Origin of the sequence: Streptomyces sp. NBC_00726 (assembly GCF_045161735.1) — a bacterium.
In the GTDB taxonomy this organism is placed as follows: Bacteria; Actinomycetota; Actinomycetes; order Streptomycetales; family Streptomycetaceae; genus Streptomyces.
The window spans coordinates 2,686,333-2,707,887 of the sequence record NZ_CP108983.1 but is presented as its reverse complement, the minus strand read 5'-3'; the positions used below and the strand labels follow the sequence as shown (position 1 = coordinate 2,707,887).

Annotated in this window: 19 protein-coding genes; all 19 read left to right on the top strand. The window is 72.5% G+C overall.

Annotation, left to right across the window (positions count from 1 at the left end; all coding sequences use genetic code 11):
• The first annotated feature begins 9 nt into the window (after positions 1-9).
• Positions 10-1,323, top strand: coding sequence for a beta-ketoacyl-[acyl-carrier-protein] synthase family protein (locus OG338_RS11945; RefSeq protein WP_405937315.1), 1,314 nt, complete (start codon positions 10-12; stop codon positions 1,321-1,323).
• On the top strand, positions 1,320-2,516 hold the full coding sequence (locus OG338_RS11940) for a beta-ketoacyl synthase N-terminal-like domain-containing protein (protein WP_405937314.1): 1,197 nt from the start codon (positions 1,320-1,322) through the stop codon (positions 2,514-2,516). The genes OG338_RS11945 and OG338_RS11940 overlap by 4 nt, the downstream gene beginning before the upstream one ends.
• Entirely contained in the window at positions 2,513-3,646 is a 1,134-nt protein-coding gene (locus OG338_RS11935; RefSeq protein ID WP_405937313.1) for a beta-ketoacyl synthase N-terminal-like domain-containing protein, read from the top strand. Before OG338_RS11940 ends, OG338_RS11935 begins: the two co-directional genes overlap by 4 nt.
• A gap of 134 nt (positions 3,647-3,780) precedes the next feature.
• Positions 3,781-4,779, top strand: coding sequence for an alpha/beta fold hydrolase (locus tag OG338_RS11930; RefSeq protein ID WP_405937312.1), 999 nt, complete (start codon positions 3,781-3,783; stop codon positions 4,777-4,779).
• Positions 4,776-5,756, top strand: a complete 981-nt coding sequence (locus tag OG338_RS11925) for a hypothetical protein (protein WP_405937311.1) — start codon at positions 4,776-4,778, stop codon at positions 5,754-5,756. Before OG338_RS11930 ends, OG338_RS11925 begins: the two co-directional genes overlap by 4 nt.
• A complete protein-coding gene (locus OG338_RS11920; RefSeq protein ID WP_405937310.1) occupies positions 5,753-6,973 on the top strand; it encodes a beta-ketoacyl-[acyl-carrier-protein] synthase family protein in 1,221 nt (406 codons plus the stop codon). The genes OG338_RS11925 and OG338_RS11920 overlap by 4 nt, the downstream gene beginning before the upstream one ends.
• Positions 6,970-8,079, top strand: coding sequence for a beta-ketoacyl synthase N-terminal-like domain-containing protein (locus OG338_RS11915; protein ID WP_405937309.1), 1,110 nt, complete (start codon positions 6,970-6,972; stop codon positions 8,077-8,079). The genes OG338_RS11920 and OG338_RS11915 overlap by 4 nt, the downstream gene beginning before the upstream one ends.
• Positions 8,063-8,878 (top strand): SDR family NAD(P)-dependent oxidoreductase, encoded by an 816-nt coding sequence (locus OG338_RS11910; RefSeq protein WP_405937308.1) that lies wholly within the window; start codon positions 8,063-8,065, stop codon positions 8,876-8,878. The genes OG338_RS11915 and OG338_RS11910 overlap by 17 nt, the downstream gene beginning before the upstream one ends.
• Positions 8,879-8,939: 61 nt before the next feature.
• Positions 8,940-10,058, top strand: a complete 1,119-nt coding sequence (locus tag OG338_RS11905) for a beta-ketoacyl synthase N-terminal-like domain-containing protein (RefSeq protein WP_405937307.1) — start codon at positions 8,940-8,942, stop codon at positions 10,056-10,058.
• A gap of 143 nt (positions 10,059-10,201) precedes the next feature.
• Complete coding sequence (locus OG338_RS11900; RefSeq protein WP_405937306.1) at positions 10,202-10,468, top strand: acyl carrier protein; 267 nt, start codon at positions 10,202-10,204, stop codon at positions 10,466-10,468.
• A complete protein-coding gene (locus OG338_RS11895) occupies positions 10,465-10,899 on the top strand; it encodes a hypothetical protein (protein WP_405937305.1) in 435 nt (144 codons plus the stop codon). Before OG338_RS11900 ends, OG338_RS11895 begins: the two co-directional genes overlap by 4 nt.
• Entirely contained in the window at positions 10,896-11,399 is a 504-nt protein-coding gene (locus OG338_RS11890; protein ID WP_405937304.1) for a 3-hydroxyacyl-ACP dehydratase FabZ family protein, read from the top strand. The genes OG338_RS11895 and OG338_RS11890 overlap by 4 nt, the downstream gene beginning before the upstream one ends.
• 12 nt (positions 11,400-11,411) lie before the next feature.
• Entirely contained in the window at positions 11,412-12,170 is a 759-nt protein-coding gene (gene fabG, locus OG338_RS11885; RefSeq protein WP_405937303.1) for a 3-oxoacyl-[acyl-carrier-protein] reductase, read from the top strand.
• Positions 12,167-12,901: a 2-hydroxychromene-2-carboxylate isomerase gene (locus OG338_RS11880; RefSeq protein ID WP_405937302.1), complete on the top strand. Its 735-nt coding sequence runs from the start codon at positions 12,167-12,169 to the stop codon at positions 12,899-12,901. Before fabG ends, OG338_RS11880 begins: the two co-directional genes overlap by 4 nt.
• Positions 12,902-13,110: 209 nt before the next feature.
• Positions 13,111-16,701, top strand: a complete 3,591-nt coding sequence (locus OG338_RS11875) for an AMP-binding protein (RefSeq protein WP_405937301.1) — start codon at positions 13,111-13,113, stop codon at positions 16,699-16,701.
• Positions 16,698-18,521, top strand: a complete 1,824-nt coding sequence (locus OG338_RS11870; RefSeq protein WP_405937300.1) for an acyl-CoA dehydrogenase — start codon at positions 16,698-16,700, stop codon at positions 18,519-18,521. Before OG338_RS11875 ends, OG338_RS11870 begins: the two co-directional genes overlap by 4 nt.
• On the top strand, positions 18,518-18,823 hold the full coding sequence (locus OG338_RS11865; RefSeq protein ID WP_405937299.1) for an acyl carrier protein: 306 nt from the start codon (positions 18,518-18,520) through the stop codon (positions 18,821-18,823). The genes OG338_RS11870 and OG338_RS11865 overlap by 4 nt, the downstream gene beginning before the upstream one ends.
• A gap of 237 nt (positions 18,824-19,060) precedes the next feature.
• A complete protein-coding gene (gene sbnA, locus OG338_RS11860) occupies positions 19,061-20,044 on the top strand; it encodes a 2,3-diaminopropionate biosynthesis protein SbnA (protein ID WP_405937298.1) in 984 nt (327 codons plus the stop codon).
• A gap of 6 nt (positions 20,045-20,050) precedes the next feature.
• Positions 20,051-21,403 carry a condensation domain-containing protein gene (locus tag OG338_RS11855; RefSeq protein WP_405937297.1) on the top strand — a complete coding sequence of 451 codons (1,353 nt, stop codon included), beginning with the start codon at positions 20,051-20,053 and terminating at the stop codon, positions 21,401-21,403.
• Positions 21,404-21,555 lie beyond the last annotated feature (152 nt).

Sequence of the window (21,555 nt, the reverse complement as noted above, 5' to 3'; positions counted from 1 at the left end):
TGAGCTTCGATGAATGCTTCGATCAGCACGGACGAGCGAGGTCACGGCGGGCCCCGGCGCTCGCACCCCGAGACCGCAGGCCGCCGGGTGGTCATCACCGGACTCGGTGTGGTCACCAGCATCGGCATCGGTGTCGAGGCCTTCACCGTCGGGCTCCGTGAGGGACGCAGCGGCGTCAAGCCGATCACCGCGTTCGACACGACCGGATTCGCCCACGCCAACGGCTGCGAGGTCACCGACTTCGCGCCGGAACGCTGGATCACGCGGCAGGATCCCGAGGAGCTGGGCCGGGCGAGCCAGTTCTCTGTGGCCGCCGCGCGGATGGCGGTCGAGGATGCCGGCCTGACCGTGGCGGGCGTGCGCTCCCGCCGCTCCCTGGTGTCGGTGGGCACCACGGACGGCGAGTCCCGCGACCTCGACCAGCTCGCCGCCGCGAGCCTCGGCGGCGGCCCCGGCGTGTACGACCCGGCCGTCGCCCAGCGCGTCCCGGCCGGGCGTCTGTCGGCCGGCATCGTGCGCGAGCTGGAGCTGGAGGACGTGGAGGCCGTGACGATCCCGACCGCGTGCGCAGCGGGCAACTATGCGGTCGGCTACGGCTACGACGCCCTGCGCAGCGGTGATGTCGACATCGCCCTGTGCGGTGGCGCCGACGCCGCGTGCCGCAAGACGTTCACCGGCTTCTACCGGCTCGGCACCATCGCCCCTGAGGTATGCCGGCCCTTCGACAAGGACCGCGAGGGCATCCTCACCGGCGAGGGAGCGGGCATCCTCCTGATGGAGAGCCTCGACTCCGCGCTCGCCCGCAGGGCCCGCATCTACGCCGAGGTGCTCGGGTACGGGCTCGCATGCGACGCACTGCACCCGGTCGCCCCGGACCGGGACAGCATCGCGCGGACGATTCGGATCGCCCACCACAACGCCGGGGTGACGCCAGATCAGGTCGACTTCGTCTCCGCGCACGGCACCGGCACCAAGGCCAACGACATCACGGAGGCGGGTGCGATCCGCCAGGTGTTCGGTGAGGGGTCCATGCCTCGCACGATCTCCATCAAATCGATGATCGGCCACAGCATGGGGGCGGCCAGCGCGGTCGCCGCGGCGGCCTGCGCTCTGGCGATCACCGAGAGATTCATCCCGCCGACCGTCAACCACCGTGAGACCGACCCGGAGTGCGGCGTCGACTGCGTGCCCAACCGGGCCGTCGCGGCGGAGCTGAACGTCGTGCAGAACAACGCGCTCGCGTTCGGCGGCAACAACGCGGTGCTGATCCTTGGGGCGTACCGCGACGCGCAGTGTACGGATCCCGTGGGGAGCACGGCATGAGCTGGATCGTCACCGGAATGGGCGCCGTCGCCAGCATCGGTGCCGACGTCGAGGAGATCTTCGACTCGCTGATCGCCGGCCGCAGCGGGCTCGGACCGCTGCGCGGCTACGACCGGGAGAAGTTCCGCGCACAGGTGGCGTACGAGATCGACGACCGTCCGGCGCCAGGCGTGGACGTGCCGCTGAGGGCCACCCGCTGGCTCGAAAGTGCGGTGGCGCAGGCCGCGGCGGACGCCGGGCTCGGCGACGACCTGTCGGAGGTGCCGATGCTGGTGGGCACCACCCTGCGCGAGCTGCGCTCGGTGGAGCTCGCGTGGCGGGACGGGATCCCGTTCGACGCGGCCGACCTGCACTTCGGGACCATGTTGCGGCGCCGGTTCGGCGCCGCTGACACCCACACCATCGCCAACGCCTGCTCGGCGTCGCTGTACACGCTGGCGTTGGGCGCCGACCTGCTCGACCTGGACGCGGCGGACACCGTCGTCGTGGCCGGGGTCGACACCATCACCGAGAGCACCTACGGGTTGCTAGACCGCTGCTACCCCGAAGCCCCCGACCGTGTCCGCCCGTTCGACCAGGAGCGGCGCGGGATGCTCCAGGGCGAGGGCGCGGTGGCGTTGGTGCTTCGCCGAGAGGCGGACGGGCCCGGGCCGGGCTCCCGGGTGCACGCACGGGTGCGGGGGGTCGCCGTCAACTGCGATGCCTACCATCCATCGGCACCGGACGCGAAAAGCATCACCGCCGCCGTCCAGGAAGCGCACCGCAGGGCCGGGGTGCGGCCCGAGGACATCGACCTGGTCATGCTGCACGGCACCGGCACCCCGCTGAACGACGAGGCCGAGTCGAGCGCGCTCGGCACGGTGTTCGCGGGCCTGGCTCTCTCCCCCTACATGACGGCGATCAAGTCGATGACCGGGCACACCGCGGGTGCCTCCGGGCTACACAGCCTGGTCGCGGCGGTCGACGTGATGCGCACCGGCACCATCCCGCCGACGGTGTATCTCGACGACCCGGTGGAGGCCGTGGCCGGCTTCCGCCTGGTGCGGGGCGGCGCCGTTCGCCCGGAGGAGCCGCTGCGGCTGGCGCAGATCGACTCGTTCGGGTTCGGCGGGCTCAACGCGGTCGCGGTCGTGGAGCGTGTCGACGACGAAGCCGTGCCGCACTCGACCGGTCTCGAAGGAGGAGGCCAGTGAGTACCGAACGCACGGCGTACGCCGTGATCACCGGGCTCGGCACCGCCGTACGCGGGCTGACCGGGCCGCGAGACCTGCTCGGGCCGCTGCCCGCCGGCTACCGGGACGCGGCCGACCCCGTCTCCCGGCTCAAGGGACGTGGGCTGCGCTACAAGGACCGCGCCACCAGGCTCGGCATGGCCGCGGCTGCGGACGCCCTGCGCGCGGCCGGGCTCACCGACGACAACGGGGCCCTCACCGTCCCCGGCGAGAGCGTGGGCGTCGTGGCCAGTACGAACTATGGCAACGCTGACACGGTCTGCGAGGTCGTGCGGACCATCGCCGACTCCACCTATCTGGCGACCAGCCCCATGATGCTGCCCGCCACCTCCAGCAACGTCGTGGCCTCCTGGGTGGCCATCACGCACGGGCTGCGCGGCGCCAACCTGACGCTGTGCAACGGGCCGACGTCCGGCCTGGACGCCGTCAACTGGGCCCGGCTGCTGATCGCGGCCGGCCGGGTCGAACGGGTCCTGGTCCTGGGCGTAGAGCCGGACAACGCTGCCGTTCGGCACGTCACGGGCACTCCCGAGGCGACGGTCGCGGAAAATCCGACTGCGGTTCCCGAACTGTTCGACGGGGCGGTCGCGCTGGTGGTGGAGTCGGACGCGTCGGCTCGCGCCCGGGGCGCACGGCACCTGGCCGCTGTGGGGCCCTACGCCCGCCGGGGCGATCACGCCGAGGCGGTCGCCGCGGTGCGGTCCCGGCATGCCGGGCGGATCGGGCTGTGGTGCGTGCCGGAACACCCGGAGGGGGTGACGGCTCCAGCGGCGGGGCTGGGCACTGGGGCGGGCAGCGCGCCCGTCCACGACCTGTCCGCCTTGTACGGACCCGCCTCGGGTGCGCTCGGCGTACTGCAGTGCGTGGCAGCAGCCGTCTGGCTGGGCGGCCGGGCCGGTGACCGTGTCGATGACTCCGAGGCGGTGCTGGCCAGCACGGGCACCGGCGACGCGGGCTGGGACGACGCGAGCGCGGCCCTCCTGCTGACCGGCCCAGGAGCGTTGCCGGCGGCGCCCGGAACAGCCCGGCCCAGGAGCGAAGCCGTGCCGGGAGCGGTGCCGGTGGCGCAGCCCGTGGGCGACACACGATGAGTACCGACGAGGGACCGTGGCCGTCGGCCGACGCGCCTTCGGCTGTGACGCCCCGCGCGCCGGGTGAACCGCCCTGCGCGGTGCGGACGGGTCAGGGAGGACAGCGCGGCTCGGACGAAGCGGACGCCGACGGCATGGCAGCCGAGTCGCGGGACCGGCCGCCGTCCGGAGCACTGATGGGCCAGGCCGGGCCGCGCCGTCCCGGCGAACCGGCAGGCCGGCCGTCCAGCGGTGGCATGACGACCGGGCTGCTGGGTTTCCATGGGCAGCGGACGGCCACCGTGCGGTTGCGGCGGGCGGCCCGGGGCGGCTCCGTGCCGGTACGGGTGTTGTTGTTGCACGGGCTGGCCGGGGCCACCTCCGTGTGGCGGTCCTACGAGGAACTGGCTCTGGACGGCGTCGAGATCTGGGAGGGCGTGCTGCCGTGGGGAGCCGAGGGCGATCCCGAGTGGAGCGTGCACGACGACCCGGCGGAGCACGTGGAGCGGGCGCTCGACGCGGTGCCCGGTGGGGTCGACGCGGTCATCGTGCACTCCTTCACCGCGGGACCGGCCCTGGAGGTGCTGGCCCGACGGACAGCCTGCCGCGGGCCTCGGGCCGCCGTGGTCGTTGCACCCTTCCACCGACGCAGTCCGGGGAACTTCACCTGGGACGACGCCCTGTACTACCTGAGCGGCTTCCACCGCATCCTCGAAGAGGGGCTGCGGATCGGCACGGGCGATCGCGTCAAGCCTGCGCTGCGCGCCGCCATGGCGATGCGGGTGCGAGACCGGATCGGGCCCTACGGATGGCAGCAGTTCTTTGGGGCGTACCTGCGCAGCCCCCACCTCGATGTCGCCGCGCTGCGCCTGCCGGTGCTCGTGGTGGCCGGCACGGAGGACTTCGCCGCCCCGCCCGACGACGCCCGCACGCTGGCCGGGGCGCTGCCCGACGGCCGGTTCGAACTCTTCGAGGAATGCGGCCACTTCGCCATGGCGGAGCAGCCGCAGCGGTTCGCGGACGCGGTGCATGCCTTGCTGAGCGAGGCATTCCCCGACCGCCTGGCGGAGGGTACGGCCGTACCGCGGCCCCCAGTCCCACCCGCAGTTCACCCTTTTCCGCAACTCCATACCTACGCACCGGAGTCGACGTGACCACGACCGCCCACACCGCTGATATCGACGCTGCGGTCCTCGCCCTGAGGGAGCCCAGCTCCCTGGAGATCCGTCCTCGCTACGAGGGCTCCAACATCTGCACCTGGATCGGGTTCAAGCATGTCAATTACCTGGTCGAGGAAGCCGTACTGAACCACCTCAGGCAGGCGGGTGTCGCGCCGGGCGAGATCTACGAGGTGTACGGCCTGTGCACGGACATCGTGGACATCGACACCCGTATCCTGCACGCCTTCCACATCGACGACACGGCCATCGCCGAGGTCGGGCCCCATCGCCAGGCCAAGGACGACGAGCTGCTGTTCGCGGTCACCCTGCACGTACGGCGCGACACCCTGCTCAAGGCGGTGACCTCCACCGTCCGCGTCCAACTGCGCCTCGACCCGCGTGGCGGCGGCGAACAGCCGCTGCCGGCCGCGCTCGCGCCGTTCGCGGTCGACCGGCTCGCCGCGACGCCCGGCTGGACGCCGGAGCTCGTCGAGGTCGACCTGACCGCCGACGACCTGGTCAAGGAGCTGACGGCCGGGCGCAACGCGTACGCGTGGAAGTTCCGCATCCCCTACTGGTACTGCCACTTCACCGAGCGTCAGCAGATGTCCGGCTATCTCCGGCTGATGGAGGAGGCCAAGGACCGGCTGGTCGCCGACCGCGGGGTGTCCATCAAGACACTGCTGGACGAGCAGAACTGGATCCCGGTGGTGCCGCACTCGCGGATCACCGTCCTCGACGAGGCCCACATGGAGGAGGACATGTACGTCGTCCTCACCGTGGAGAGCATCTTCAAGGGCTTCACGTACGACTCGCGCATGGACACCTATGTGGTGCGCGACGGGAAGCTGGTGCAGACGGCGACCGGCCGGATCACCCACGGTTACGCGGTGATCGAGAACCGCCGCGACTGGTCCCTGGTGACCTTCGACGACCGTATGAACGCAGCCCTGGATGGCCGGGCGGCATGAACCGCGAGGTCGAGGTCGTGGTCACCGGGGTCGGCGCCGTCACTTGTCACGGTGCGGGCGCCGACACTCTGTGGCGGGCCATGACGGCGGCCGGCACCCGTCTGCCGGACCGGCCGGCGGACCCGCTCGCCCGGATGGACCTGCCGCTCATCGGCCTGGTGCCCGACCCCGACCTGGCGGCCGACCGGGCGACGCGGTTCGCGTCGCTCGCCACCGCTGAGGCGCTGGCCGACGCAGGACTGGACGCGACGGCGCTCGCCACGGCCCGCACGGCCGTCGTGCTGGGCAGTTGTATGGGCGAACCGGGCGCCAACGAACGCGGCCGGGGGAACGACGATGCCTGGACGCCGCCGTTCCGCCTGGCCGGCGCGCTGGCTGCCGAGCTCGGGGTGTTCGGCGCGGTCCACGACATCGGGAACGCCTGCGCGGCCGGGGCGTACGCGCTCGGCATCGCGGCGGATCTGGTGCGCGCGGGTGTGGCGGACGTGGTGATCGCGGGCGGCTCCGACGCGTACTCGCGGGTGGCACTCGGCTGCTTCAACCGGCTCGGTGCCGTCGACCCGGAGCGCTGCCGACCCTTCGAGGCCGACCGCGACGGCACGGTGTTCGCCGAGGGCGCGGGGATTCTCGTTGTGGAGTCGGCGACGCACGCCTGGGCGCGGGGTGTGCGGACGACTGGTGACGGCCGTGGCGTGCTGCGGCTCTCCGCCGTCGCGTGGAGCTGCGACGCGGACCATCCGACGGCGCCGCGTGCCGACGGCGCGCAGATCGTGCGGGCCATGCGCGAGGCCGTGGGTGGCGCGGCCGACGACATCGGCTGCGTGGTGCCGCACGGCACCGGCACCCGGCTCAACGACGTCCTGGAGAGCCGGGCCCTGCACCGCGTCCTCGGATCGCGTACCGCGAGCGTGCCGCTGTACAGCCTCAAGACACTCCTCGGCCACGCGGGCGGGGCGTCCGCCGCGCTGGCCGCCGTGGCCGCGGCGCTGATCCTGCGCCACGGCACGGTGCCGCCGAACGTGCCGCTGAAGGAGCAGGACCCCGAGTGTGCGGTGCTGCTGCCGCAGGGCGAGCCGGTGCCGTTGCCCGCCGGGGCGCGGCGTGTGCTGGTCAACGCCTACGGGTTCGGTGGGAACAACGCGTCGGTGGTGCTGGCGGGGGGCGCGGACGCGGTGGGGACCGGAGCAGCCGAGGGGGAGGGGGGAGTGCCGGTATGACGGATGTGTCCGCGGACGAACTCGTCGTCACCGGTGCGGGTGTGGTCACGCCGTGGGGCGACTCGCCGGAGGCGGCCGCAGCGGCGGGCGGGATGCCGATGGCGGATGCCGGCGGCTGGTTCGACTATCGGGACCGGCTCGGGCCGCGCGGCTACAAGTACCTTCCGGCGGCCGCTCAGTACGCACTCGCCGCGGCGCGGGGCGCCCTCGCCGACGGGGGCCGGCCCGACGTGGTCCCGGCCGACCGGCGCGGGCTTCTGCTCGCCACCAACGCCGGGCTCGCCGGACTCTTCGACGTCATGGACGCCACTGTCGCCGAGTCGGGTGCGACGGGTATCTCCCCCGCCTCGGCCCCGTACTTCGCGGTGAACGTCCTCGGCAATCGGCTGGCCGGCGAGCTTGCCCTCAACGGCTTCGCGCTGACCGTCGCCACGGCCCGCACGGCGGCGCTGGACGCGCTGTCCACCGCGGCTGTGGTGCTGACGTCGGGCCGCGTCGACACGCTGGTGCTGGCGGCAACCGAGGACCCCGTCCCGGAGAGCCGGGGCGGCGGGGGCGAGCAGGGCGCCGTGGTACTCACGCTGGAGACCCCGGCCGGGGCGCGATCACGCGGCTCGGCGGTACGCGCGACAGTACGGGTCCGCTCCCTGTTCGTACCGCCTGCCGCACTGGCCGACCGGGCGGGACGGGCCCGCGCCGCCCTCGCCCTCACCACGAAGCTTGCGGAGCTGACCGCTCCGGGGGACCGCCCCGTCGGGCTCCACCTTGACCTGGACGGTTCCCCGGTCGCCGAGGCGGTCGTGTCCGCGGTGGCCGCCCGCCGCCCGATCCCGCCGGGAGGCGCTCCCCTGACCGACACCCCGGAACATCCTGGCCTCGGCCCGGCGGTGGATGCGGCACCGCGGATCGGGTGTCTGGGCCCTGCACTGGCCGTGGCCCACGCCGTCACCGCGCGGGACGGGGGCAGCCGGCTGATCGTCTGCGCGACCGGTGCCGGGCATGTGGCGCTCGTGCGTATCTCCCCCGTAACTGTGCCGTCCACACCTCCCGCGTCTGCCGAACCGCCCCATCGCACACAGGAGTCAGAGCATGCTGAAGTCGCTTGAGGGGAGCTGGTGCCTGGTCCTCGGGGTTTCCAGTGGGATCGGGCGAGCCATCGCCCTGGGGCTCGCTGAGGAGGGCGTCCATGTCGTCGGCGTGCACTTCGACACGGCGTCGCGTGCCGAGGAGGTCAAGGAACTCGTCGGGGAGATCCGGGGCAAGGGCGTCGAGGCGCACTTCTTCAACGCCAACGCCGCCTCCCGGAGCACCCGGCAGGAGATCGTTCCCCGGCTGGCCGAGCTGACCGGCTCCACCGGCGGCGTCCGAGTCCTGGTCCACTCGCTCGCCTTCGGCACCCTCGTGCCGTTCCTGCTGCGGGCTGGCTGGGACAAGCAGATCACCGCCCGCCAGATGGAGATGACCCTTGATGTAATGGCGCACAGCCTCGTGTACTGGACACAGGACCTGCTCGCGGCGGGCCTGCTGCGCGACGGCTCGAAGGTCTACGCGATGACGAGCGCCGGCACCTCCCAGGCGCTGCCCAGCTACGGCGCGGTCTCGGCGGCCAAGTCCGCCTTGGAGGCCCATGTCCGGCAGTTGGCATGCGAACTGGCCCCCCGGGGCATCGCCGTGAACGCGCTGCGCGCCGGCACCACCGTTACCCCGGCCCTGCGGCGCATCCCGGAACACGCCGCCTACGTCGAGCGCGCCGCCGAGAACAACCCCCACGGCCGGCTGACCCGGCCCGAGGACGTCGCGGACGCCGTGGCGCTGCTGTCGCGCACCGAGTCCTCCTGGCTGACCGGCAACACCATCGGCGTCGACGGTGCGGAACTCCACGCCGCCGCCGGTGCCTGGGGCTGACCGACCACGACCTCCATGACCTCAACGACCTCCCGACCTTCACCGACAGGAGCAGACAGCGATGAGTGTCAGTCTTGCCACCGGGGCGGACCCGGACACCCTGGTCGTATCCGGCTGGTCGGCCGCCTCGCCGTACGGGCTCGGTGCCGAGACCTTCGCCGAGGGGGTGCGGGAGGGCCGCGACGGCGTGCGCGCCGCGGACGACGCCTTCGACCTCGGCCCCTACGAACGGTCCGGGCACGTCCCGGGTTTCGACATCAGGGCGGTGCTGGGCCGCAAGGGCACCCGGTCGATGGACCGGGCCACCGCGCTCGCCGTCGCTACCGCCGGGATGCTCCTGGAGCAGGCCGGCGGCGGGCTGGCACAGGACGACCCGGAGGCCGTGGGCATGGTCCTCGGCACCGGGCACGGCAGCGTGCAGAGCATCATGGACTTCACCCGGGACTCCCTGACCGGTGAGAAGCCCTTCCACGTCGACCCGGCCCTGTTCCCCAACACCGTGATGAACCGGGCCGCCGGTCAGAGCGCGATCTGGCACACCCTGCGCGGCCCCAACACCACGGTCGCGGGCGGCGCCCTGACCGGCCTGCTCGCCCTCAACTACGCGGTCCGGCTGCTGCGCCGGGGCCACTGCGAGGCCGTCCTGTGCGGTGCCGTCGAGGAATTCTCCACCGAGCGTGCCTGGCTCGAGTACCGGGCCCGCACCTCTGGCCCTCACCAGCAGCCGGCCGGGCCGCTGGGCGAAGGCTGCGCGCTCTTCCTGCTGGAGCCGCTCGGCCGGGCCCGCGCCCACGGCCGCCCCGCGCTCGCCATGCTGCTCGGCAGCCGCTTCGTCGCCTTCCACGCCCCGGAGCGTGCCCGCAACGCGGTGGTGCGTGCGGTCACCGAGGCCCTCAAGGAGGGCGACGTACGGCCCGACGAGGTCGCCCTGCTTGTGCCGTCCGACTGCGGTGGCCCGCTCGGCGGCCGGGAGGACGCGGCGCTTGCTTCGATCTTCGGCGAGCACCGGCCGCCCCGGTTGCGCCTGCGCCACCTGATCGGCGACCTGGGCGCCGCCTCCGCCTCCCTCCAACTGGCGGCTGCCGTCACCGCGACGGAAGCGGATCGCCCCGTGCTCGTCACCTCGGTCGACCCCGACGGCCAGACCGGGGCGGTCGTCCTGCGCACCGGTGTGAGGTGACGCGGCGGGTGCCCTTGGCGCGGGGCTACCCGGGCGTCACGCGGATCTCGGTACTCATCTGACCGCGGCCTCGCGGCACGCGGGGCCGCCCGCTCCTGCACTTCTCGTACGCCAACCATCCTTCGGAAGGACGCATCTACCCCATGTCCGACATCACCAGCACACCCTTGCTCGACAAGGAACAACTGCGTGACCTGGTGGCCGACGTCCTTGACCTGGACGTCGCCGAGGTCACCGACGAGGCGCACTTCACGGAGGACCTGGACGTCGACTCGCTGATGGCGCTGGAGATCACCGTGCGTCTGGAGAAGGAGTACGGCGTCAAGCTCGCCGAAGCCGAGCTGGCATCAATCACCTCCCTGCAGGGCACCTACGAACTGCTCGACGGCAAGCTGCGGGAGATCCGGTGAGCGCTGCGTCACCGCTGGGCGACCTCGAGCTGATCCGCACCGGCCCGACGGGCGCGCTCGGGGCCTTCGACGCGCTGGAGGACGGTCCGGTCATGGCCGGTCACTATCCCGGATTCCCCGTGCTGCCGGGGGTGTTCCTCATCGAGGCCGCCGACCTCACGGTCCGTCATTGGGTCAATGACAACCCCGTCGCCGAGCCGTCCGGCGAAGGCGCCCACACCGGCGAGGTGGAGCTGGTCGCCATGGACCGGTGCCGCTTCCACCGGCCGGTCTTTCCGGGCGACCGGGTGCTGGCCGACGTCGTGGTCACGGACAACGCGGCCGGGCTGCTGTTCAAGGCGGTCATCGCCACCAACCGCGGCAAGGTCGCCGACATCCGGCTGCGCTACCGGGTCCGGGACGGCTGGGACCAGGAGAAGGGCACCTCATGACCGCGTACGGCATCGACCGCATCAAGAACACCATTCCGCACCGCGGGGAGATCCTCCTGGTCGACCGCGTCACACAGGTGACGCCGGGCGAGAGCCTGACCGCGCTCAAGGCGGTGTCCGGCAACGAGCCCTGCTACGCGCCTCTCGGCCAGGACGCCGCAGCCGCCGACTACGCCTACCCGACCTCCCTGGTGATCGAGTCCTGGGCTCAGTCCGCGGTGCTGCTGTCCGTGTGGGAGAACCCCAACCCCGACGTGCTGGCCGGGAAGGTCGAACTCGCCGGCGCCATCAACGAGGTGGTCTTCGGCGTGCGCGTCCACCCGGGGGACGTTCTGGAGCACCGGGTGCACCTGGTGAAGTCCGTCGACGAGACGGCGGTCCTCGCGGGCGAGACGTACGCCGCTGACCGTCAGGTACTGCGCGTCGGCTCGTTCGTGGTGGCGCTGCGTGATGTTTCGGAACTGCTGCAGGCGCCCGAACGCGCCCTGCCGAAGGTATGAGGAGACGACGCGATGTCCGTAGCGAGTGACACCCACGGCGACAAGGTCGCTCTGGTCACCGGAGGGTCTCGCGGTATCGGCCGCGCGGTCGTCGAACGGCTGGCCCGCGACGGTTACGACGTCGGCTTCTGCTACCGCTCCGACGCCCAGGCCGCCGCCCTGGTGGAGAAGGAGGCGCGCGAGCTGGGCCGCCGGGTGCTCTCCCGGCGGGTGGACGTGACCGACCGCGCCCAGGTGCGGGACTTCGTCACCGCGGCGGAGGATGAGCTGGGCCCGGCGTCTGCCGCGGTCACCTCGGCCGGCATCACCCGCGACAACCCGCTGGTGCTGATGCCGGACGAGGACTGGGACGCGGTGCTGCGCACCAACCTGGACGGCACCTACAACCTCTGCCGTGCGGTGGCCTTCTCGATGATCAAGCGGGGCGGCGGTGCCGTCGTCACGCTCTCCTCGGTGGCCGGGGTCGCGGGCAACGCGGGCCAGACCAACTACTCGGCGTCCAAAGCGGGGATCATGGGCTTCACCCGGTCCCTGGCGAAGGAGGGCGGCCGGCACGGTATCCGGGCCAACACGGTGGCGCCCGGCTTCATCGACACCGACATGACCTCGGTGCTGCCGCCGAAGGTGTCGAAGGAGATGCTGGGCCGCATTCCACTGAAACGGTTCGGTCGCCCGGAGGACGTCGCCGCGCTGGTCTCCTTCCTCGTTTCGCCCGAGGCGTCGTACGTCACGGGCCAGGTCTTCCAGGTCGACGGCGGCATCGCGCTGTGAGCGGCACGGCGGGTGGGGGCCGCCGCGCCCGGCGGCCCCCGCGCTTCTACTTCTCGCTGCGCAGTCCCTACTCCTGGCTCGCCTACCAGGACCTGACGGCCCACCATCCGCGGCTGGCGGCCGCCCTGGAGTGGGTACCGTTCTTCGAGCCGGACGAGCTGAGCCGCAAGCTGCTCGGCGAGGCCGGCGGGTCCTTCCCCTACACCCCGATGAGCCCGGAGAAGCACCGCTACATCCTTCAGGACGTGCGGCGCCTGGCCGCCGAGCGGGGGCTGTCGCTGAGCTGGCCCGTGGACCGCGAGCCGGTGTGGGAGGTGCCGCACCTCGGCTATCTGGCCGCGGCCCGGCAGGGCATGGGCCCCGAGTACATCGCGCTTGCCGCCCGGGCCCGCTGGGAGCTCGGGCAGGACATCTGCGACCGGTCGGTGATCGGTGGCTTCAGCGCGCGACTCGGTCTCGACGCGGAGGCGTTGGCGTCGGCGTCGGATGATCCCGAGTTGCGTGCCGAGGGCGTGCGGATACTGCTGGAGATCCAGCGCGACGGCGTCTTCGGGGTGCCGTTCTTCGTCGACCACTACGACAAGTACTGGGGCGTCGACCGGCTGCCCGCCTTCGTGGCGGTGCTCACCGGCCGCTCTCCCGGACTCGTGGAACCCCTGGCCGGCCCGGAGGCCGCGCCCTTCGAGCCCGAGCGGTCCGTCGACGACGGCCACGCGGGCGGATGCGGCTGAGCCGCCCTTCCGGCCGAGCCATTCCGGACCGCCGTACGGCACCGTCCCGCCGGCGCCTTACGGCGGCCGTCGCCGTTTCCCGCCGATCCGCCCCTCCCCGTGCCCGGATGGCTGCATATAGGTGCCGCATAGCGGGCGCCGGTTGGGTGAACGACATACCGCTGCTGTGCGACCGCGGCACCACCAGCCGCAGAGGGTGAGTAGTTGGGGTGACCGACTTCGAGAGCTTCATCAGCGCGCTGCGCCGCAGGGCCGCACGAAAGCCCGCTCACAGCGCCGTCCGGTTCAGCACCGGTCCGGCCGAGGAGAGCCTGACCTACGCGGAACTCGACCGGGCCGCACGGTCTGCGGCCCAGTGGCTGCGCGGGCGGGTGGCGATCGGCGACCGGGTGCTGGTGTCCTGCGGTCCCGGCACCACGTTCGTGCGGGCCTTCCTCGGCTGCCTCTACGCGGGCGCCGTACCCGTCCCGGTGCCGCTGCCCGGTGGCTTCGGGCGCCAGGAGGCCCGTACGACGGCGATCGCCGCGGACACCGGCGCTCGGCTGGTGCTCACCGACGTGGCGGGTCTGCCCGCCGTGGAGCGCTGGCTGGGGGGTGAGCGGACGGCGCTCGCCGGGATCACAGCCGCCGCGGTGGAGTCCGCGGAGCACGCCGGAGACGCGACGGCCTGGGCCGAACACGTCGTGGAGCCGGGGGAATTGTGTTTCTTGCAGTACACCTCCGGGTCGACCGGCGATCCGAAGGGCGTGATGGTTTCGCACGGCGCGCTGCTGCACAACCTGCGGCTGATGCGCGACAGCCACGGCTGGCACGGCGGCATGACCTGGTGCAGTTGGCTGCCCGCTTACCACGACATGGGCCTGATCGCGATGATGCTCGCCCCGCTGTATCTGGGCGGGACCGCGGTGCTGATGTCGGCGACCGAGTTCCTCAAACGGCCGGTCTCCTGGCTGCGGCTCATCGCCCGGCACAAGGCCGACATCAGTTGTGCGCCGAACTTCGCGTACGACCTGTGCGCGAGCCGCCTCACCGAGGAGCAGACCACCGGGCTGGACCTGTCCCACTGGCGCTACGCCTGCAACGGCGCCGAGCCCGTCGACGCGGCGACCCTCGCCCGCTTCGCGGAGCGGTTTGCGGGCGCGGCCTTCTCGGCGCACTCCCTGCTGCCCGGCTACGGCCTTGCCGAGTCCACGCTCTACGTCTCCGGCACGCCCGTGGACGAGCCGCCGGCGGTGCTGCGCGCGGACGCGGAGGCGCTGGCCGGCGGCCTGGTGACGGAGGCGGAGGGCCGGTCCGGCGGTGCGGTGCGGGAGCTGGCGAGCAGTGGGGTCGTACGCGGGTTGGACGTGCGTGTCGTCGCTGCCGACACGGGTACGGTGCTGCCCGACGGCCGGATCGGCGAGATCTGGATCCGCGGCGACAGCGTGGCACTCGGCTACTGGAACCGGCCGGCCGAGACCGAGCGGACGTTCCGCGCGGTGACGGCCGACGGTGCCGGGCCGTTTCTGCGCACCGGGGACCTGGGGGCACTGCGCGACGGCCACCTGTATGTGACCGGCCGCCTGAAGGAAATGATCATCGTGCACGGCCGGAACCTGTATCCGCACGACATCGAGCGCGAACTGCGCGATGTCGACCCGGCCTTCGGCGACCTGCCCGCCGCGGTCTTCGCCTCCCGACCCGGCGGCTCCGTCGCGGAAGAGATCGTCGCCGTCCAGGAGGTCCACAGCCGCGGCGTTCCAGCCGAGACCCTCGCCACCCTGGCCCGCACCGCCCGCGCCCGCCTGGCCCAGCGCCTGGGCGTCCGGGTCGGCGGCGTGGTCCTCGTCAAACCCGGCCGCATCCAGCGCACCACGAGCGGCAAGATCCGGCGCACGCTGATGCGCACCCTGTTCGAAGAGGGCGGACTGAGCACCCTGCGCGAGGAGTTGTCGGCGCAGTTGCGCGCTGCGTTCCGCGGCGTCGGCCGGGACGCGGATGAGCTGCGGGTGCCGCCAGTGGCCGAGGGCGAGGCATGGGATCCGTATGCGCTCGGCCGGGAGCTGGAGGTGCGGCTCGGGGATCCCGGGGACGGGCGGCGGGCGTTCTCCCACCGGGGCAGTGCGCAGGCCGACCGGGCGGAGGCGTTCCCGGCGGACGTGTGCCGGGAACTGGACGTGCTGGGGCTGCCCCGGTGGTTCGTGCCCGCCCGGTTCGGTGGCGAACTGCGCAGCGCCGAGGAACTGTCGCAGCTCATCCGGATCCTGGCCCGGCGGGACTTCACCGCCGCGCTCGGCCACGCAAAGACCTATCTCGGCGCCGTGTCGGTCTGGCTGGCAGGGCGACCCGAACAGGCCGAAGCTCTCGCGTCACGGGTATGCGAGGGAGCCGTCGTCTCTCTCGCGCTCACCGAGCGGGCCCACGGCAGCGATCTGCTCGCCGGTGAGCTGCGCGCCGAGCGCACCGCCGACGGGTGGCGGCTGGACGGCGAGAAGTGGCTGATCAACAACGCCGGACGGGCTGGGTTCGTGTGCGTCCTGGCTCGCATCAAGCCCGACGGCGGCAGCCGGGGCTTCAGCCTGTTCCTCGTCGAGAAGGCGCGGCTGGTTCCCGGCACCTGGCAGTCCCTCCCGCGCGTCCCCACCCATGGCGTGCGCGGCGCCGACATCAGCGGCATCGCCTTCGACGGCGCCGAACTCCCCGCCGACGCGCTGGTCGGCGCCGAAGGGGCGGGCCTGGAGATCATCCTCAAGGGATTCCAGATCACCCGCGCCCTGTGCTCGGCGATGTCCCTCGGCATGGCCGACCACGCCCTGCGCATCGCCACCGGCTTCGCCCGCACGCACCGGCTCTACGGCCGTCCCCTGGCCCACCTGCCGCACGCCGCGCGTACCCTCGCCGAGGTCTACGCCGACCTGCTGGCCATGGAGGCCGTGAGCCTCGTCGCGACCCGCTCCGTGCATACGCTGACCGACGAGCTGAGCACGACCTCCGCGGTGGTGAAGTACCTCGTGCCCACCCTCGGCGACGAGGTCATCGGCGCGCTGCGCGGACTGCTCGGGGCCCGCGCCATGTTGGTCGAGGACTTCGCCGACGGCGCCTTCCAGAAGCTGGAGCGCGATCACCGGATCGTGGGCATCTTCGACGGCAGTACGGCCGTCAACCTCAACTCGTTGATCAACCAGTTCCCGGTGCTCGCCCGCGGCTACAGTAAGGGCCTCGCCGACCGAGACGGGGTCACGGCCGCCGCCCGCCTCGACGGCCCGCCGCCGGAGCTGGACCACGACCGGCTCACGCTGTACGCCCGCTCGGGTTCGAGCGTCGTGCAGTCCCTGCCGGAGGCGGTGCGCCGTGTCAGGGTGCTGGCCCCACCCGCCGTGGCCGAGCGGGCCGTGCAGCTGCTTGCGCTCGCGGACGAGGTGCACGAGGAACTCGCCGCGCACCGGCACAGCGCGCGTGCCGTCCCGGAGGCGGCGTTCGCCTCCGCCGGCCGGTACGCCCTCGTGTACGCCGGCGCCGCGAGCCTCCACCTCTGGCTGGAGAACCGGGTCGGTGCCGTGGCCGACAGCCCGCTGTGGAACGACGCGGCCTGGCTGGACGCCGTACTCGCCCGGCTGCTGCACCGCCTGACCGGCATGCCCGACCTGGACGACGCGGATGGACCGGCCCTGGACACCCTGCTGCCCGCACTGCACACCCAACACGAGCGGGGGCTGCTGTTCTCCCTGCTGCACTGCCCGCTGGCCGAGGCCACCAGCGCCCCGAGCGGCGCGGCCACCGACCGGCCGACCCCCACCGCCTCACCCAAGGACGCGGCATGATGCACCTGTCGACCACGAGCGCCACGGAGGCCCGCGCGGACGGCGCCCGGCCTGACACCGCCCTGGAGCGTCTCGACCGCCTGGAGACCCTGCTTGGCGACCCGTACCACCCCGCCAATCCGCTCGGCTCGGCTGCCGTCCTCGAAGCCGACGAGCGGGGCGAACTGCCCGCGGACGGCGAGAGCGCGCTGGCCGCGTACGGGCTGGGAGCCGAGTTCGCGCCGGCCGCGCTCGGCGGCCGCTTCGAGCGTTCCGACCGGTTCGCGCTGCTGATGCGGGCGATCTTCCGCCGGGACTGTGCCCTGGGCATCGGCCACGGCGTCACCAGCTTCATCGCGGGGCTGCCGATCTGGTCGGACGGGAGCGCCGAACAACAGCGGTGGGCGGCCGATCTGCTGTGCGGCGGCGGCCGGATCGTCGCCGCCTACACCGAGTTGGACCACGGCAGCGACTTCGCCCGGATCTCGCTCGCCGCGCGCCCTGCGGCCGACGGCGGCTACCTCCTCGACGGCGCCAAGCATTTGATCAACAACGTCGGCCGGGCCGAGGCCGCCGTGCTCTTCGCACGCACCGGTGAACGGCCCGGCAGCCGGGGCCACTCGCATCTGCTGGTCGACCTCGACGCCCTGCCTGCGGGGCATGTCGACCGCACCGCCCGCTACCCCACCTCCGGGGTCCGCGGCTGCCTGCTGGGGGGCGCACGTTTCGACTCCTGTCCCGTCCCGGCCGCCGCCCTGCTCGGCGAGAAGGGCGGCGCCATGGAGACCGTGCTGAAGGTCTTCCAGGTGACCCGCTGTGTGCTGCCCGGCATGGTCGTCGGCGTCGGTGACAGCCAGCTGCGTACGGTCCTCGCCTTCGCCGGGGAACGTCGGCTGTACGGGGCCCCGGTGAGCACGCTGCCGCTGCCCCGCTCGGTGCTCACCGACGCCTTCGTGGACCTGCTGATCTGTGACGCGCTGTCCATGGTCGCCGCCCGCACCCTGCACCTGCGGCCCGCCGAGGCGAGCGTGCGCTCGGCGGCGGTGAAGTACCTCGTGCCCAAGTTGCTCCAGGAGAATTCCTACCGGCTCGGCGCAGTGCTGGGCGCCCGCAGCTACGTACGCGAGGGGCCGTATGCGGCGTTCCAGAAGGCGGCGCGCGACCTGCCCGTGGTGGCACTGGCCCACGCCAGCGGCGCGGTGTGCCTGGCGAACATCGTTCCGCAACTGCCCCGGCTCGCCGAGCGCGCCTGGCAGCCCGCGCTGGACGTCCGCACCACCGGGCCGGACGGCGACGACGCGCTGTTCCGCCTGCACGCCCCGCTGCCCCCGCTCGACTTCGGCGGACTGGAGCTCACCACGCGCGGGGCCGACGGCCTGGCCGGCCGGCTCCCGCTGTTCGCCCGGGACCTGGCCAGGCAGGCGGTCACCCGTCCCGAGCTGGCCGGACTTGCGGCTCTGGCAGCCGAGTTCAGTGACGCGCTCGCGGATCTGGCGCGCCGCAGCGCCGCCCTGCCGGCATTGGAGCGGACCCCGGTCGCCGGGCGCCGTTCTTTCCTGCTGGCCGAGCGATACGTGCTGCTGCTCGCGGCCGCCGCCTGCCTGGGCGTCTGGCGGACGGCCGAGCGCTCCGACGGTTTCCTCGCCGACCCGCTGTGGGTCACGGCGGCGCTGCACCGGCTCGCCGGGCGGCTCGGCCCGCGCCGCGGGGCGCTGTCACAGGCCGCCGCCGGGGCGCTCTTCGACGAGTTGTCCGCTCGCCATGACGACGCCCGCACCTTCGACCTGTTCCGCACCCGGCTCGCCCAGCGGGCCGTACCCGTCAAGGGAGTTGCCCCATGACCGAAGCCTCCGTCACCGACGTCGCGGCCGGCGCCGCATCAGCCGGCCAGGACCCCGCCACCTCGACGCAGACCATCCGCGAATGGCTCGTCGACCGGGTCGCCTACTACCTCGAACTCACCCCGGCCGACATCGACGCGGGCGCAGAACTCGCCGAGCTGGGCCTGGACTCCGTGTACGCCTTGACCCTGTGCGGTGATGTCGAAGACCGTTTCGGCCTCGTCGTGGAGCCCACCATGGCCTGGGACCACCCGACCATCGACGCGATCACCGACCACCTCGCCGCTGAGCTGGCCCGTTAGGGCCTGTGCGGCGGATCATGCCGGAGACGCGGGGCCCGGCACGCCCTCCCCCAGAGGGGGAACCCCCGGCGGCCTTGTCGTCGGTTGCCGGCTCCCCCGCACTCGACTGCGTTCGCGCCGGGGGCCCCACCGCGTCGTCGCCCTCCTCCGGGCCCTGGCCCGCCTTGTTTCCGCGCCCCGCGACACGTCGGACGCGCGCCATTTCCGCACCGCTTCTCCGGGAAGGGGCGAACAGCCATGCCCGAGAAAACGTTCCCTGGCATTCTGTCGACCGTAGGAAACACCCCTCTTGTCGCATTCGAAAAACTGCTGCCGGACTTGGGCTCCCGCGTGTTCGGGAAGATCGAGAGATTCAATCCGGGGGGCAGCATTAAGGACCGTTCCGCGCTCGGCATGCTCCTCGCGGCCATCCGCGGCGGCGCCGTGGAGCCGGGCCGTTCGGTGATCGTCGAGTCCAGCTCCGGCAATCTCGCCGTCGGACTCGCCCAGATATGTCGGTACTTCGGGCTGCGCTTCATCTGTGTGGTGGACGGCAAGACCACCGGGCAGAACCTCGCCATCCTCAATGCCTTCGGCGCCGAGGTAGAGGTGGTGACCGAATGCGACGAGTTGACCGGCGAGTTTCTGCCGGTCCGGCTCAGCCGGGTGCGCGAGTTGGTCGATCGGATACCGGACGCGTACTGGCCCAACCAGTACACCAGCCTGCTTAACCCCAAGGCCCACGAGACGACCATGCGGGAGATCGAGGAGGCCCTGGATGGCAAGGTCGACTTTCTCTTCTGCTCGGTCAGTACCTTCGGCACCCTGCGTGGCTGCCGGGACCACATCAGGACGCGTGGTCTGGACACCACGATCGTCGCCGTCGACGCGATGGGCAGCGCGATCTTCGGCCTGGAATCCACCCAGCGCCTGATCCCGGGGCACGGCGCCTCCGTGGTGCCGCCGCTGATGGACGCCTCGGCCGCCGACGAGGTGGTGCACATCTCCGACCTGGAGTGCGTCACCGCCTGCCGTCGGCTCATCGACCGGGAGGCGGTGCTCGCGGGCGGCTCGTCCGGTGCCACCGTGGCGGCTCTGTGGAAGATCAAGCACCGGATACCCGAGGGCTCGAACTGCGTCCTCGTCTTCCCCGACGGCGGCGACCGCTATCTCGACACCATCTATTCGGACTCCTGGGTTCGCGGGAACTTCGGCGACGTCTCACATCTGTGGAAGGACTGAACGCCGATGCTCATGTCCACCGGCCAGGAGGCGCTCTGGCTCGCCCACCGGATCGACCCGGACAGCTCCGCCTACAACGTCGTCCTCGCGGTACGGCTGCGTGACCGCGTCGACACCGAAGTCCTGCAGCGGGCGCTGACCGCGCTCGTCGAACGGCACGAACTGCTGCGCTCCCGCTTCCCCGCCACTGACGAGGGGCCCGTACGGCTGCTCATGGCGCCCGAGGCGGTGCGGCTGGACGTACGGGAGGTGCCGGACGCCGATGAGGAGAGGCTGTTCCGGCTCGCCCAGCAGGCGGGCGAGGAGCCGTTCCGCATCATGGAGTCCGGGGCCTTCCGCGCAGTGCTGCTGCGCCGGGCGCCCGACGACGCGGTGCTGGTCACTGCCACCCACCATCTGGTCAGCGACGCCACCTCACAGTGGCTGCTGGTGCGCGACCTGTTCGCCGAGTACGGCGCCCGCAGCGGGCGGGGCGCACTCGCAGCCCCGCCCGCTGCCGTCACGCCCTGGGACGAACAGGTGCGTGCCGAGCGGGACTTCGTCGCATCGCCGCGTGGGCAGCGGGCCGCGGTGTACTGGCGGGACGTGTGCGCCGGGGTCCGCGCGGCGGAGCTGCCCACCGACCGGCCGCGGCCGGCGCAGCGCACTCTCAACGGTGCCACCCACGAGGTGAGGCTGGACGCGGCAATGGCGCGACGACTGCGCAGAGCGGCCGCGGACCGGGGCCTCACTCCGTTTGCCTGGCTGCTCGGCACCTTCGAGTCCGCCCTGCATCGTTCGGGCGCCGGCAACGACTTCGTCATCGGCTGCCCGGCCACCACACGGTTCACGCCCGGCACCCGGGAGGCGGTCGGCTACTACGTCAACGCGCTGCCGCTCGTGGGGCGGTTCACGTCCGCGACGACGCTGCTGGAGGTCGTCGAGTCGGCGCGGCGGCAGCTTCATACCGGGATGGCACACGCCCGCCATCCCGTCGAGCTGCTGGACAGCGGACCCTCGCGCGGGCTGCTGTTCCGCATCTCCTGCACGCTGGTGGCCGCGGACCGGCTGCCGGTGCCCGGGCTGTACGAGGGGCCGGTGCGGCTCGGCGGGCTGCGGGCCGAACTGTGCGACGTGCCGCAGCAGGAGGGGCAGCTCGATCTGACCGTGGAGGTGCTCCATGGCGCCGACGGCTTCCGGGCGGTGCTGCGCTACAACACCGACCTGTTCGACGCGGCCACGATCGAACGGTTCGGGGACACCTGGCGCCGCCTGCTCGACACCTCCCTCGATGCGCCCGGCGCCCGCGTGTCCGATGTCCCCCTCGTCGCCCACGACGACCTGGCCTTCCTGCTCGCACTCGGGTCGGGGGCGGCATGAGCGCCTCAGGAGGAACCAGCCCAGGGAACGGGACGAAAGCGACCGTTCCCCGTCCCGGTGCCCCCTGCGGCAGCAGTTGCCGGACGGTCCCGCCGTGTGGTGCACCAACGGCCCCGCGGCGGTGGCCATGTGGAGGGAGATGCTGCCCCGGG

Excerpts from the sequence above, each read along its gene's own strand:
- OG338_RS11940 (WP_405937314.1), top strand. The coding sequence starts at position 1,320 with ATGAGCTGGATCGTCACCGGAATGGGCGCCGTCGCCAGCATCGGTGCC.
- OG338_RS11900 (WP_405937306.1), top strand. The coding sequence starts at position 10,202 with ATGTCCGACATCACCAGCACACCCTTGCTCGACAAGGAACAACTGCGT.
- OG338_RS11930 (WP_405937312.1), top strand. The coding sequence starts at position 3,781 with ATGGCAGCCGAGTCGCGGGACCGGCCGCCGTCCGGAGCACTGATGGGC.
- OG338_RS11945 (WP_405937315.1), top strand. The coding sequence starts at position 10 with ATGAATGCTTCGATCAGCACGGACGAGCGAGGTCACGGCGGGCCCCGG.
- sbnA (WP_405937298.1), top strand. The coding sequence starts at position 19,061 with ATGCCCGAGAAAACGTTCCCTGGCATTCTGTCGACCGTAGGAAACACC.
- OG338_RS11915 (WP_405937309.1), top strand. The coding sequence starts at position 6,970 with ATGACGGATGTGTCCGCGGACGAACTCGTCGTCACCGGTGCGGGTGTG.
- OG338_RS11910 (WP_405937308.1), top strand. The coding sequence starts at position 8,063 with ATGCTGAAGTCGCTTGAGGGGAGCTGGTGCCTGGTCCTCGGGGTTTCC.
- fabG (WP_405937303.1), top strand. The coding sequence starts at position 11,412 with ATGTCCGTAGCGAGTGACACCCACGGCGACAAGGTCGCTCTGGTCACC.
- OG338_RS11855 (WP_405937297.1), top strand. The coding sequence starts at position 20,051 with ATGCTCATGTCCACCGGCCAGGAGGCGCTCTGGCTCGCCCACCGGATC.
- OG338_RS11865 (WP_405937299.1), top strand. The coding sequence starts at position 18,518 with ATGACCGAAGCCTCCGTCACCGACGTCGCGGCCGGCGCCGCATCAGCC.
- OG338_RS11905 (WP_405937307.1), top strand. The coding sequence starts at position 8,940 with ATGAGTGTCAGTCTTGCCACCGGGGCGGACCCGGACACCCTGGTCGTA.
- OG338_RS11870 (WP_405937300.1), top strand. The coding sequence starts at position 16,698 with ATGATGCACCTGTCGACCACGAGCGCCACGGAGGCCCGCGCGGACGGC.
- OG338_RS11890 (WP_405937304.1), top strand. The coding sequence starts at position 10,896 with ATGACCGCGTACGGCATCGACCGCATCAAGAACACCATTCCGCACCGC.
- OG338_RS11920 (WP_405937310.1), top strand. The coding sequence starts at position 5,753 with ATGAACCGCGAGGTCGAGGTCGTGGTCACCGGGGTCGGCGCCGTCACT.